Origin of the sequence: Pseudonocardia oceani, assembly GCF_019263585.2 — a bacterium.
GTDB classification, from domain to species: domain Bacteria; phylum Actinomycetota; class Actinomycetes; order Mycobacteriales; family Pseudonocardiaceae; genus Pseudonocardia; species Pseudonocardia oceani.
Genome location: NZ_JADQDF010000001.1, coordinates 4,158,737 through 4,171,865, shown reverse-complemented (window position 1 = coordinate 4,171,865; position 13,129 = coordinate 4,158,737). Strand labels below are relative to the sequence as shown.

Sequence of the window (13,129 nt, the reverse complement as noted above, 5' to 3'; positions counted from 1 at the left end):
CGCTCCTTCGCCGGGCGCACCGGGCGCCCGTCAGTCCTCGTCGCACCCTAACCCCGCTGCCCCCTCCCGGCCTCCGAGTCCCGTCGGATGTGACCGGTGGACCTGTACGGCCGGACAGGTGCGGCCCCGTTCCGCCCGCCCCGACAGCCGGCCGGCGACGGCGGCGGGCGTGGCACCGGCCAAGAGGAGCGTCAGGCGGATCAGCGTCCCCACGTCCTCACCGGGCAGGGCGCGGGTGAGGGCGCCGGGGTGAGGCCGTCGACGACCCGGATCTCCCGGACGTGCTCGGCGTCCGCCACCAGGCTCAGCACCAGCGCGGCGACCGGCAGGTTCTCCGGCTTCGTGTCCAGCAGCTCCGCCGCCCCGATCCGCCCGACCACGCCGGAACCGGTGTCCACCGCGTCGACGTCCTTGACGTAGACCGGGGTGGCCGCGCCGTGGGCGTCGGCGAGCAGGAAGGTGCCCGCGTCGCCGCGGTGCACCGGGATCTTGCCGACGGCCGGCGGGAACTCGTGGCGACCGTAGGGCGGGTAGCCGTTGGAGACGATCGCGCGGCTGGCCGTGAGGTGCGCGGCGTGCTGGCGGGCGGCGGTCTCGTGGGCCACGTAGGAGACGCCGTCCGCGGCGAGCAGCGCGGCGATCATGTGGCCGTTCTGCTCCGCCTCGGTGGCGGCCAGCCCGGCCAGGGCACCGGTGGGCAGGCCGAGGTGCGGGCCCACGCCGAGCACGTGGCGGGCGCGGATCCCGGCGCCGGTGGTGATGGGCGTGCGGTGGCGCGGCAGGGCCTCGCTCAGCTCGCCGACGACCGGCAGCACGGCGGCGCGGCCGCGGTCCACGCGTTCGGAGCAGTGGAGCGCGGCCGTCCGCTGACGCGGCGGCCGTCAGGACGGAGCGACGTGCGCCACTCCCGAGCGGAGGTCAGCGACGGGCGTCGACGACCTCGGCCTCGACGACCGGCAGGACGGCGGTCGGCGCGGGCGGGGTCTTCGTGACGGACGGCAGCGACGCGGCCGCGGGGGCGTCCGCGGTCGCGGGCTCCGCGGGGGCGTCGGCGCCGCGGTCCTCCTTGAGGCCGCGCATCTCCCCCTTGAAGACGCGGGCGGACTGGCCGACCGAGCGGGCCATGTCCGGCAGCTTCTTCGCGCCGAAGATCAGCACGAGGACGCCGAGCAGGACGATGAGTTCCCAACCACCGAGGTTCGGCACGGGCGTTCCTTTCGTCGTGGAGCGGGTTCTACCCACGACAACGGCCGCGCGGCCCCGAAGGTTCGGTCGCACACGATCAAGGGACCGATCGGGTACCGGTCAGGGCCCCGGCGACGACGTCCACGTCGTGCGGATAGGTGACCTTGATGTTGCGCGGGTCGCCCGGGACGGCGTGCACGGCGAGCCCCGGCGCGAACCGCTCCACGCACGACGCCGTGTCGGTGCCCGCGAACCCCTCGGCCTCGGCGCGCTCGTAGGCGGCCAGCAGCGGCGCGGCGCGGAAGCCCTGCGGGGTCTGCACGGCGGTGAGGCGCACCGGCGCCGAGAGCGTCGTGCCGTCGGTCACCGCGAGGTCGGTGCGCACCAGCCCCGGCACCGCTCCCCCGGACGCGCGGGCGACGCGCAGCACCTCCGCGACCAGCGCGGGGCCGACGAGCGGCCGCGCCCCGTCGTGGACGAGCACGACGTCGACCTCCCCCGCGCCGATCCGCCCGGCGAGCGCCCGCAGCCCGGCCAGCTCGGACGCCTGCCGGGTGGCGCCGCCGTCGACGACCTCCACCGCGTGGTCCACCTCGTGGTCGAGCAGCCGCCGGACGTGGACGTGGTCCTCGGGGCGCACCACCAGTACCACCGGGCCGACGCCGGGCGCACCGGCGAGCGCGTCCACCGACCAGGCCAGCACCGAGCGACCCGCCACGGGCAGGTACACCTTGTTCCGGTCGGCGCCGACCCGGCTGCCGCTGCCCCCGGCCAGCACCAACGCCGCCGCACCCACCCGCACCGCGCCAGTATCCGCCGTCCTGGTTACCGTCGGGTCATGGACCGGTGGAGCGCTTCGGACATCCCGCCCCAGGCCGGGCGCACGGTCGTCGTGACGGGCGCCAACAGCGGCATCGGCCTGGCCGCCACGCGCGAGCTGGTGCGGGCGGGCGCGCGGGTCGTGCTGGCCGTGCGCGACACCGCGAAGGGCGAGGCGGCCGCCGCCACGCTGCGCGGGCTGTCCGGCACCGCCGAGGTCCGCCGGCTCGACCTCGCCGACCTCGCGTCGGTCCGGGAGTTCGCGGCGGGCGTCGACCACCCCGTCGACGTGCTCGTCAACAACGCCGGGCTGATGGCCGTGCCGTTCCGGCGCACCGCCGACGGCTTCGAGATGCAGACCGGCACCAACTTCCTCGGCCACTTCGCCCTCACCGGGCTGCTGCTGCCGCGAGTGACCGACCGCGTCGTGACGCTGTCGAGCGCGGCGCACCGCATCGGCCACCTCGACGTCGACGACCTCAACTGGGAGCGCCGCCGCTACCAGCGCTGGCTCGCCTACGGGCAGTCGAAGCTGGCGGACCTGGTCTTCGCCTACGAGCTCCAGCGGCGCTTCGTCGCGGCGGGCTCGCTGCTGCGCTCGACGGCCGCGCACCCCGGCTACGCCGCCACCAACCTGCAGTCACGCACCGAGTCGGCGCAGGACCTCGCGATGGGGCTGCTCAACCGCGTCGTGGCCCAGGGACCCGAGGGCGGGGCCCTGCCGACGCTCTACGCCGCGACCGTCGCCGACCTGCCCGGTGGCTCCTACATCGGCCCCGACGGGCCCGGCGAGGTCCGCGGCGCGCCGCGTCCGGTGGGCAGCTCGGCGGCCTCGCACGACCGCGCGCTGGGCCGTGCGCTGTGGCAGCGCGCCGAAGAGCTGACCGGTGTGCGACCGGATGTCGCATCCGCGATCGCCTGACGAGGTCTCACATCCGTACAGCGGTCACGCACAGTACTCTCGGTGCAGGTCTCACCGTCGAGTGCCGGCGTGACGTCGCGACCCCCGGGCACCGGTGGGGACCGCCTCGGACAACGCGATCGGTCGTCGTGGAAGGGCACGTGCAGAGAGGGCGGGGGTGACGCGCAGTGGACGAACGGATCCGACCGGGGCGTGACCGCACCCCTCCCCGGACGCCGCCGGCCGACGCCCCGTGGCCGCGGCGGTCCGAGCGCGAGCGCCTCGACCAGGAGCGGCGCGAGCAGGAGCGGCGCGACCTCGAGCGGCGTGACCGCGAGCGCCGCGGGCGCCGGGACCAGGACCGCCGCGAGCGCACCCGCGGCGGCACCGACGGCCGCCCGCCGGTGCCGCCGCGCCGCCGACCGACCGAGCCGCCCTCCGTCGAGGACCCGACCCGCCCGGTCGGTCCCCGCGTGCGCGCCGCCCACGACCGCGCTGCCGCCCAGCGCGCGGCCGCCGACCGGACACCGGGCGACCGGACACCGGGCGACCGGACACCGGGCGACCGGACACGGGCCGACCGGACACCGGCCGACCGCGCCGCCGCCGAGGCGGCCCGCCGCACCCGGCGCGAGCGCGACCGCGACGAACCGGTCACCCGCATCACCCGCCCGGCCGTCCCCCGCCGTCCCGTCGACGACGGCGACGACCTGCGCACCCGCCCGGTCCGGCAGTCCCCGCCCTCGGCGACGCCCCCCGACTCGCCGCTGCCGGGAGCCGGAGCCGCTGCGGCCGTCGGGGCGGCGAAGGCACCCAGGGTCGGACCCCCGAAGACCGGCACACCGAGGACCGGCACACCGAGGACCGGCACACCGGGAGCCGGGGTCACGCGCACGTCCCGGACCGGCCCGTCGAAAGCCGGCCCGGCGACGACGGCGAACACCGGCCCCGCGAAGACCGGCCCCGCGAAGGCCGCCCCCGCGAAGGCCGGCCCGACGACCTCCGGAGGCGGCAGGGCGTCGACGAGCACCCCCGCCCGCGCGGTCGCGGCGAGCGCGTCGGCCGAGGCCGACGAGCCCGCCACCGCCCGCCCCGAGCGGACCTCCGGCACCCGCCGCCCCACGCCGCCGCCGGTGCGGCGCACGGGCCGGCGCCGCCCCCGCACCCTGGGCCGCGCCCTGCTCACCACCGCGGCCGCCACGGTCGCCCCGGGCAGCGGCCACCTCATGCTGCACCGCCGCCGCACGGGCTGGCTGATCCTCGGCCCGTTCCTGTTCCTCGTCGTCGCGCTCCTGCTGCTGCTGGCCACCCAGCGCCGCTCCACGCTGCTCACCCCGCTGCTGTCCTCGAACGGGCTCGGCCTCGCCACGGCAGGGTGCGTGCTGGCCGCGGTGGCCTGGATCGCGGTGATCGCGCGGACCTGGGTCATCTCGCAGCCCCGCGGCCTCGACAGCGGCAGGCGCACCGTCGGCGTCGCCGTCGTGACCGCGCTGTGCCTGCTGGTGGCCGCACCCTTCGGGTTCGCGGCGAACCTCGCCAACTCCTCGCGCTCGGTGCTCGGCGAGCTGTTCACCGACGACGCCGGCAGCGCCGCGGCGCTCGGGCCGCGCGTCAACCTGCTGCTGGTCGGCAGCGACGCCGGGCCCGACCGGACCGGCACCCGCACCGACACGATGATGGTCGCGAGCATCGACACGGCGTCGGGCCGCACCACGCTGTTCAGCCTGCCCCGCAACATCGCCTACGCGCAGTTCCCGCCGGGCTCGCCGATGGCCGAGGAGTTCCCGGACGGCTTCCACGACAGCGCCGGGCCCTCGGGCAACTACTACCTCAACGCCGTCTACGCCTACGGCCACGAGTTCCCGGCGCTCGCCCCGACGACGCCGACCGACGACCCGGGCCTGAACCTGCTGCACCAGACGGTGTCCTACATGCTCGGGCTCGACCTGGACTACTACGTCGAGCTCAACATGGCGGGCTTCGCCGCGATCATCGACTCGCTCGGCGGCGTGCGCGTCGACGTCGGCCCCGAGCGCATCCCGATCGGCGGCATCAGCCCGACCGGCCGGGCCGTCACGCCCACCGGCTACATCGAGCCCGGTGTGCAGCAGCTGGGCGGCGAGGACGCGCTCGCGTTCGCCCGCTCGCGCACCAACTCCACCGACTACGTGCGCATGGGCCGCCAGCGCTGCCTCATCCAGAACATCCTCGACCAGAACCAGCCGGCCGAGCTGCTCACCAACTTCCAGTCGATCGCGCGGGCCACCACCGACAGCGTCTCCACCGACATCCCGCAGCAGGCCCTGCCGGCGCTGCTGTCGGTGGCGGACGCGCCGATCCAGCTGGAGAGCGTCGCGTTCGACCCGAACCTGCCCGACCCCGACCAGTCCGACGGGCGCTTCAACACCGGTGACCCCGACTTCGACCTGATGAAGCAGGTCGTGCAGGACGCCATCAACCGCGACCCGGCCGCCACACCGCCGACCGTCGCGGCCGCCCCGTCGGCCATACCCGAGGCCGACGAGGACTCCGAGACCGGCGACCCGGGCGCCGAGGCCACCACCGACGCGCCGCTCACCTCGACGCCGGTGTCGGTGGCGCAGAGCTGCTGAGGGAGGGCCGGGCTGCTGGGGGCCGGGCTGCTGCTCAGGTCCCGCCCCGCGGCCGCCACGTGTACTCCACCTGCGGACGCCCGGTGGTGCCGTAGCGCAGCGCCCGCTCGGCCAGGCCGGTGTCGGCGAGGTGCTCCAGGTAGCGCCGCGCGGTGACCCGCGAGACGCCGACGACGTCGGCCACCTCCACCGCGGTGCGCCCGGTCTCGGGCACCAGCACCGCCGACACCTGGTCGAGGGACTCGCGGCTGATCCCCTTGGGCAGGCCGCTCTCCACGGCCGGCGCGCGCAGGGCGTCGAGCAGGCCGTCGACGTCGGACTGCGCGACGAGCGGGCCCGGGTCGCGCTCGCGGTAGGCGAGGTAGCTCTCCAGCTTCGCCCGGACGACCCCGGCCGGGAACGGCTTCATCAGGTACTGGGTGGCGCCGAACGCCACGGCGGCGCGGACGACCTCCAGGTCGCGGGCCCGCGTCACCATGATCACGTCGCAGGCGTGGCCCGCGGAGCGCATGCGGCGCAGCACGTCGAGCCCGCTCATGTCGGGCAGGTGCACGTCGAGCAGGACGAGGTCGACGGGCCGGATCGCGAGCGCGCGCAGCGCCGCGGTACCCGTGGCGGCCCGTCCGACGACGGCGAACCCGCGCACCCGCTCGACGTAGGCGGCGTGCGCGTCGAGCGCGATCGGGTCGTCGTCGACGACCAGGGTGCGGATGACGAGCTCGTCGACGCTCACGGCTGCGCCTGCCGGACGGGCAGCCGCACGCGCAGCTCCGCGCCGCCGCCGGGCGCGTTCCCCGCCGACACGGTGCCGCCGTGGCGGTGCACCGCCCGGCGGACGAGGGCGAGACCCAGCCCCCGGCCCAGCCCCTCGGCCGGCTTGGTGCTGAAGCCGCTGGTGAAGGCGGCCTCGGGGTCGTCGAGCCCGGTGCCGCTGTCGGTGACGCGCAGGACGAACCCGTCGGCGTCGCGCCCGGCGTCCAGGCGCACCCAGCGCGGCTCGGGACCCTCCAGCGCGGCGTCGACGGCGTTGTCGAGCAGGTTGCCGACGATCGTGACGAGGTCGCGCGGGTCGGCGATGCCCGCCGGGACCTGCGCGCCCTCGCCCAGCCCGAGGTCGACCCCGCGCTCCCCCGCCTCCGCCGCCTTGCCGACGACGAGCGCGGCCAGCTCGGGCACCGCGATGCCGGCCAGCACGGCGTCGGTGAGGTGGCGGGCCAGCTCCAGCTCCGCGGTGGCGTAGGTCAGCGCCTCCTCCGCGCGACCGAGCTCGATCAGCGAGACGACGGTGTGCAGCTGGTTGGCGGCCTCGTGCGCCTGCGCGTTGAGCGACTGCGCGAACCCGCGGATCGTCTCCAGCTCGCTCGACAGCGCGCGCAGCTCGGTGTGGTCCCGCAGCGTCACGACGGTGCCGAGGTCGCTGCCGCCCCACCGCGCCGGCGCCTGGTTGACCACGACGATCCGGTCGGCGGTCAGGTGGATCTCGTCGGATCGCCGCTCCGCCGACGCCAGCGCGGCGCCCAGAGCGTCGGGCAGCCCCAGCCCGTCGACGGGCCGCCCGGCGACCTCGGCGGGCAGCGCGAGCAGCCGCCGCGCCTCGTCGTTGACGAGCTGCACGCGCCCGCCGCGGTCGAGCAGCACCAACCCCTCGCGGACGGAGTGCAGCACCGCGTCGTAGTACTCGTACATCCGCGACAGCTCGGCCGGGCCCATGTCGTGCGTGGTGCGCCGCAGCCACCGGCTCAGCAGCCACGACCCGAGCGCGGCCAGCGCCAGCGCGGCGAGCGCGATCGCCAGCAGCACCGGCAACCGCCCCGCCAGCTCGCGCGAGACCGCCGTGACCGTGCGCCCGGCCGACACCAGCGCGACCACCCGGCCGCCGTCGTCGACGACCGGCACGACCGCCCGCACCGACGGCCCGAGCGTGCCCGCGTAGGTCTCGGTGAACGTGGTGTCGCCCGCGACGGCGGGCCCGATCGTGCCGCGGAAGACCCGGCCGATCTCGAAGGGGTCGGGGTGGGAGTACCGGACGCCCCGGGTGCTCATCACGACGACGAAGTCGGTGGCGGTGTCGGCCCGCACGCCCTCGGCCAGCGGCTGCAGCACCGCCGACGGGTCGGGGTCGTCGAGGGCCTCGCGCACCTGCGGGACCGCCGCCAGCGTGTGCGCGACACCGAGCATCTCCTCGGCCGTCTCGCGCTCGTTGTCGCCGGCGAACTGCAGGTAGGCGGCCGCACCGACGCCGCCGAGCACCAGCACCACCAGCGCGGCCTGCAGGGCGAACAGCTGCGCCGCGAGGCTGAGCCGCGCCGTCCGGCGAACAGGGGTCACGCTGCGCACGCTCCGTCGAACGAAATGAACGAAAGGGTGAGGCGCACCACGACTCCCCTCATCCTGATGCCGAAGGGTGCCGTTCGGAGTCCCGGACGCGCAACGCACCGGTCCGTCGGATTCGAAGGGGAACCCGTGTCCACCAGCACCGAGAACACCAGTCCGGGAGCGCAGCCGGCCCAGAAGCGGGACCGCACGCACTACCTGTACATCGCCGTCATCGTCGCCGTCATCCTCGGTGTCGCCGTGGGCATCGTCGCACCCGACCTGGGCAAGTCGCTCAAGCCGATCGGCACCGCGTTCGTCGACCTCATCAAGATGATGATCTCGCCGATCATCTTCTGCACCATCGTCCTGGGGATCGGGGCGGTCAAGCAGGCCGCGAAGGTCGGCCGAGTCGGCGCCATCGCGCTGGGCTACTTCCTCACGATGTCGACCGCGGCGCTCGCGATCGGCCTGATCGTCGGCAACATCGTGCAGCCCGGCTCCGGCCTGGTGCTGCCCGACGAGCCCTACGAGGCACCGGCCGGCGGCGAGGGCGGGCTGGACATCATCCCGGACACGCTGGTGAGCCCGCTGGTCGGCACGAGCGTGTTGCAGACCCTGTTCGTCGCGCTGCTCGTCGGCTTCGCGGTGCAGGCGCTGGGCGCCAAGGGGGAGCCGATCCTGCGCGGCATCGGGTACTTCCAGAAGCTGGTCTTCAAGGTCCTCACCATGATCCTGTGGCTGGCCCCGGTCGGCGCGTTCGGCGCCATCGCCGCGGTCGTCGGCGAGACCGGCTGGTCCGCCATCGGCGCGCTGCTGCAGATCATGCTCGGCTTCTACCTGACCTGCGCGCTGTTCGTCTTCGGCATCCTGGGCCTGGTGCTGCGCCTGGGCGCCGGCATCAACATCTTCACGCTGTTCAGGTACCTCGGCCGCGAGTTCCTGCTGATCGTCTCCACCTCGTCGTCGGAGTCGGCCCTGCCGCGCCTGATCGCGAAGATGGAGCACCTGGGCGTCTCCCGCCCGGTCGTCGGCATCACGGTGCCCACCGGCTACTCGTTCAACCTCGACGGCACCGCGATCTACCTGACGATGGCGTCGCTGTTCATCGCCACCGCGCAGGGCTCGCCGCTGGCCCTGGGCGAGCAGATCTCACTGCTGCTGTTCATGATCATCGCCTCGAAGGGCGCCGCGGGCGTCACCGGTGCCGGGCTGGCGACGCTGGCCGCCGGCCTGCAGAGCCACCGCCCCGACCTGGTCGACGGCGTCGGCCTCATCGTCGGCATCGACCGCTTCATGTCCGAGGCCCGCGCCGTCACCAACTTCGCCGGCAACGCCGTCGCCACGGTGCTGATCGGCAACTGGGTCGGCGAGTTCGACCGCACCCAGGCCGAGCGCGTCTTCGCCGGTCAGGACGCCTTCGACGAGGCCTCGATGGTCGACGACGACCACGGCGCCCCGGCCGGGGAGCCGGCGCCGTCGCTGGAGAAGGCGCCGGTCACCTCGCCGACCTGACCCGCACCCACCCTTCCCGGACGGCGCCCCCTCCACGGGGGCGCCGTCCGCGCGTGCGGGGCCCCCACCAGGGGGGTCGCCCGCACCGCCGCGTGCGGTTCTGTCAGGCTGGGACGTGAAGATGACCTGCGCCGACACCGTCCGGGGTCGGCGCACGGAGAGGAGACAGCCGAGATGGCACTGCCCACGCTCACCCCCGAGCAGCGCGCCGACGCCCTGAAGAAGGCCGCCGCCGCCCGTACCGCCCGCAAGGAGCTGCGCGACGCGATCGCCCGCGGCGACGAGACGATCCCCGCGGTCCTCGACCGCGCGAAGTCCGACACCATCGTCGGCAAGACCAAGGTCGCCGACCTGCTGAAGAGCCTGCCCGGCTACGGCCCGGCCAAGGTCTCCGCCCTGCTGGAGCAGACCGGCATCGACGCCTCGCGCCGCGCCGCCGGCCTCGGCGACCGCCAGCGTCAGGCGCTGCTCGACGCCCTCAAGTAGGGCGGGCCACCGCCCGGTCCCGGACACCGGGGCCGGGCGGGCACCTCCCGGGTGGCAGGCTGGCGGGCGTGGAACGCACCGTCGACGTCGCACCCGGGGTCCGGCTGTGGGCGCAGGACCTACCCGCCGCCACCGACGCACCGGAGCCCGACCCGGTCCTGCTCGTCATGGGGGCCAACGCGTCCGGGCTGCTGTGGCCCGTCGAGCTGATCGCGCGCCTGGCCGAGCACCACCGCGTGATCAAGTACGACCACCGCGACACCGGCCGCTCCACGTGGGCGTTCGACGAGCACCCGTACCCGATCGCCGAGCTGGCCCGCGACGCCGTGGCCGTGCTCGACGCGTTCGAGGTGCCGCGCGCGCACGTCGTCGGGATGTCGCTGGGCGGGGTGCTGGGCCAGCTCCTGCTGCTCGACGCCCCCGAGCGCGTCGCCACGGCCACGCTGTTCTGCACCGCGGCACTGGGCGGTGACGGCTCGCCCGAGCTGCCCGCGCCCTCCCCCGCGCTGCTCGCGCTGTGGGAGCAGATGGCCGACCCCCGCGACCTCGAGGCCGAGCTCGACTGGCGGGTGGCGCACTGGCGGCTGCTCAACGGCACCGGCACCCCGTTCGACGCCGACTGGTTCCGCGCGCTGGAGCGCGGGGCGATCGAGCACGCCGGGCGCCACGACAACACCGCCGCGCACGCCCGCGCCTCCCAGGACGGGCTCGAGCGCGGCGCCGAGCTCGCCGCCGTCGAGGTGCCGACGCTGGTCGTCGAGGCTCCCGAGGACCCGATCAACCCGCCGCCGCACTCCGGGCACCTGGCCCGCTCGCTCGGGCGCGGGCGCCTGGTCCGCATCCCGGGGATGGGGCACGCGGTCAACCCGACCGTCGTCGCCCCGCTGGCCGCGGCCGTGCTGACACAGACGAGCGGCGCCCACGCGCCGCGGTAGCCCCCTCGGGAGGCGGGGCGCTCAGGCGCCCCAGCGGTAGCGCCGCTCGGGCCGCCCGGTGCCGCCGTAGCGCAGCCGGACCACCGCCGCCCCGGTGGTGACGAAGTGCTCCAGGTAGCGCCGCGCGCTCACCCGCGACAGCTCGGTGCGCTCGGCGCACTCCGAGGCCGACAGGTCGCCCTCGGCGGCGCGCAGCACGCCCTCCACCAGCCGGGCGGTGGTGGCGGTGAGCCCCTTGGGCAGGCGCGTGGCGACGCCGGGGCGGGCGCCGAAGACCGTGTCGATGTCGGCCTGCCCGGCCCGTCCCTGGTTCGACCCGGCCAGGCCCGCGAGCCGTCCGCGCACCCGCCCGATGCGCTCGACGTGCTGGGCCAGCACCGCCGCGTCGAAGGGCTTCACGAGGTAGTGGGCCGCGCCGCCGTGCAGGGCGCCGGTGACGGTCACGGCGTCGTCGGCGGCGGTGATCATCAGGACGAACGGGTCGTCGGCGGCTCCGGTGCGCAGCAGCCGCAGCACCTCCAGCCCGGAGACGTCGGGCAGGTACACGTCGAGCAGTACGAGGTCGGGGCGCAGCTCCCGGGCCAGCGCCAGCGCGTCGGCGCCGGTGTGGGCGACGCCAACGACCTCGCAGCCGGGGATCCGCCCGACGTAGCCGCTGTGCACGCGGGCCACCATGAAGTCGTCGTCGACGACGAGCACCCGCATCACGCCACCCCCTCCGCGCACGGCAGCACGGCCGTGAAGACCGCCCCGTCCTCGTTGTGCACCGCGATCGTGCCACCCCGGCGCAGGCACGCCTGCCGGGCGAGCGCCAGCCCGAGCCCGCGACCACCCGGTTCCTCGGCCGCCTTCGTCGTGAAGCCGTGCCGGAAGACCTCCTCGGCGAGATCGGACGCGACGCCCGGCCCGGAGTCGCGGACGGTGAGGCGCACGCCGCCGTCGTCGGGGTCGTCGGTCAGGCCGACCTCGACGTCCCCGCCGGTGCCGGCGGCGTCGATGGCGTTGTCGACGAGGTTGCCCAGCACCGTCACGAGGTCGGCGGAGAACGCGGGGTCGCGCCGCGCGGGTGCGAGCCGGGTGCCGGGCGCGAGCCGCAGCGCCACGCCGCGCTCGGTCGCGAGGCTGGCCTTGGCGACGAGCAGCGCCGCGCCGGCGGCGTCGCCGACGCGCTCGGTGACCTCGCGGCGCCACTGGTCGGACTCGGCCACCACGCCCGCGACGAACCGCCGCACCTCGTCGTGCTCGCCGAGCTCGGTGAGCCCGGCGATCGTGTGCAGTCGGTTGGCGAACTCGTGGGTCTGGGCCCGGAGGGTGTCGGTGACGTGCTTCGAGGCGTCGAGGCGGCCCTGCAGGGTGGCGAGCTCGGTGCGGTCGCGCAGCGTCACGACGGCGCCGACCTCCGCCCCGTCGACGACGACCGGCATCCGGTTCAGCACGAGCACCCGCGCCCCGCGCAGCACGACCTGGTCCTCCCCCGCGCTGGCCCCGGTGAGGACGTCGCGCAGGCGGTCGTCGAGGCCGTCGAGCTCGGGCATGGCGTCGCCGGTGTCGGCGGGCAGGTCCAGCAGCTCGCGCGCGGCCCCGTTGAGCAGCGTCACGCGGTGCGCGGCGTCCATGCCCACCACCCCCTCCTTGACGCCGAGCAGCATCGCCTCGCGCCGCTGCACCAGCTCCACGATCTCGGCGGGCTCCAGGCCGAGGGTCTGGCGGCGCACGCGCCGGGCGAGCAGCAGCGACCCCACCACCCCGACGACGAGCGCGAGGCCGAGCAGCGCCGCGGTCCGGCCGGGCGCGCCGGCGAGCCCGGTGAGCAGCGGCGGCGCCGCCACCCGCGCCTCGACGATGCCGACCACCGCGCCGTCGTCGGCGAGCACCGGGACCTGCGCGACGACCGTGCGCCCGTCGGGGTGGCCGACCCAGGACCGGCCGGTCGCCGCAGTGCTCGCGCCCAGGTCGAACGGCCGTCCGACGTCGGCGGGATCGGCCGCGGTGCGGACCACCAGGTCGGCGTCGGCGACGGCGATCTCGTCGGCGCCCGAGAGGTTGCGCGCCGTGGTGGCGATGCCCGGCAGCACCCCGTACTCGCCGACCTGCAGGCTCTGCCGCAGCGCCGCCGTGGCCGCGACGTCCTCGGCGACCGACAGCATCCGCCGCCCCTGCGTCTCCCGGAACGCGGCGTCGGACTGCGCCACCGCGAGCGCCGCGACGGCCGCGAGCAGCAGCGCCACGATCCCGAGCTGCCAGCCCAGGAACTGCCGCGCGAGCGTGCGCCGTGGAGCGGCTCGTCCGGGCATGACCGCAGCCTGGCACGGCCGTGACCGAAACGACCACAACGACCGTTGCGCGAGGAAGCGAGACACCGG

12 protein-coding genes are annotated in these 13,129 nt (G+C 75.7%); 5 read left to right on the top strand and 7 right to left on the bottom strand.

The genetic code is table 11. The features are described from left to right. Positions 1-200: 200 nt before the first annotated feature. The 3 genes from I4I82_RS20965 to I4I82_RS20955 all read right to left on the bottom strand — a co-directional run bounded on the left by I4I82_RS20965 (position 201) and on the right by I4I82_RS20955 (position 1,987). Positions 201-836, bottom strand: a complete 636-nt coding sequence (locus I4I82_RS20965) for an amino acid kinase family protein (RefSeq protein ID WP_218589811.1) — start codon at positions 834-836, stop codon at positions 201-203. An 82-nt stretch (positions 837-918) separates the two neighbouring features. Continuing rightward, positions 919-1,206, bottom strand: a complete 288-nt coding sequence (gene tatA, locus I4I82_RS20960; RefSeq protein WP_218589812.1) for a Sec-independent protein translocase subunit TatA — start codon at positions 1,204-1,206, stop codon at positions 919-921. Positions 1,207-1,282: 76 nt separating this feature from the next. Then, a complete protein-coding gene (locus tag I4I82_RS20955; protein WP_372451367.1) occupies positions 1,283-1,987 on the bottom strand; it encodes an IspD/TarI family cytidylyltransferase in 705 nt (234 codons plus the stop codon). Positions 1,988-2,023: 36 nt separating this feature from the next. Here I4I82_RS20955 and I4I82_RS20950 point away from each other — a divergent pair, with 36 nt between their 5' ends. Further along, a complete protein-coding gene (locus I4I82_RS20950; RefSeq protein WP_218589813.1) occupies positions 2,024-2,926 on the top strand; it encodes an oxidoreductase in 903 nt (300 codons plus the stop codon). A 167-nt stretch (positions 2,927-3,093) separates the two neighbouring features. Continuing rightward, positions 3,094-5,517 carry an LCP family protein gene (locus I4I82_RS20945; RefSeq protein WP_218595951.1) on the top strand — a complete coding sequence of 808 codons (2,424 nt, stop codon included), beginning with the start codon at positions 3,094-3,096 and terminating at the stop codon, positions 5,515-5,517. A gap of 34 nt (positions 5,518-5,551) precedes the next feature. Here I4I82_RS20945 and I4I82_RS20940 read toward each other — a convergent pair whose 3' ends face one another. Both I4I82_RS20940 and I4I82_RS20935 read right to left on the bottom strand, forming a co-directional pair. Then, positions 5,552-6,250, bottom strand: a complete 699-nt coding sequence (locus I4I82_RS20940) for a response regulator (protein ID WP_218589416.1) — start codon at positions 6,248-6,250, stop codon at positions 5,552-5,554. Further along, positions 6,247-7,845: a sensor histidine kinase gene (locus I4I82_RS20935; RefSeq protein ID WP_226370168.1), complete on the bottom strand. Its 1,599-nt coding sequence runs from the start codon at positions 7,843-7,845 to the stop codon at positions 6,247-6,249. The genes I4I82_RS20940 and I4I82_RS20935 overlap by 4 nt, the downstream gene beginning before the upstream one ends. A gap of 135 nt (positions 7,846-7,980) precedes the next feature. Between I4I82_RS20935 and I4I82_RS20930 the strand changes: the two genes are divergently transcribed. From I4I82_RS20930 to I4I82_RS20920, 3 genes are all read left to right on the top strand, one after another. After that, complete coding sequence (locus I4I82_RS20930; RefSeq protein WP_226370167.1) at positions 7,981-9,345, top strand: cation:dicarboxylate symporter family transporter; 1,365 nt, start codon at positions 7,981-7,983, stop codon at positions 9,343-9,345. Positions 9,346-9,519: 174 nt separating this feature from the next. Then, a complete protein-coding gene (gene mihF, locus I4I82_RS20925; protein WP_172154007.1) occupies positions 9,520-9,831 on the top strand; it encodes an integration host factor, actinobacterial type in 312 nt (103 codons plus the stop codon). 68 nt (positions 9,832-9,899) lie between these two features. Continuing rightward, positions 9,900-10,766: an alpha/beta fold hydrolase gene (locus I4I82_RS20920; RefSeq protein WP_218589418.1), complete on the top strand. Its 867-nt coding sequence runs from the start codon at positions 9,900-9,902 to the stop codon at positions 10,764-10,766. Positions 10,767-10,787: 21 nt separating this feature from the next. On the opposite strand, the gene I4I82_RS20915 is transcribed toward I4I82_RS20920, so the two are convergent. Together I4I82_RS20915 and I4I82_RS20910 are read right to left on the bottom strand one after the other, a co-directional pair. Beyond that, positions 10,788-11,474 (bottom strand): response regulator, encoded by a 687-nt coding sequence (locus I4I82_RS20915; protein ID WP_218589419.1) that lies wholly within the window; start codon positions 11,472-11,474, stop codon positions 10,788-10,790. Then, complete coding sequence (locus I4I82_RS20910; protein WP_218589420.1) at positions 11,471-13,060, bottom strand: sensor histidine kinase; 1,590 nt, start codon at positions 13,058-13,060, stop codon at positions 11,471-11,473. The genes I4I82_RS20915 and I4I82_RS20910 overlap by 4 nt, the downstream gene beginning before the upstream one ends. Positions 13,061-13,129: the final 69 nt, after the last annotated feature.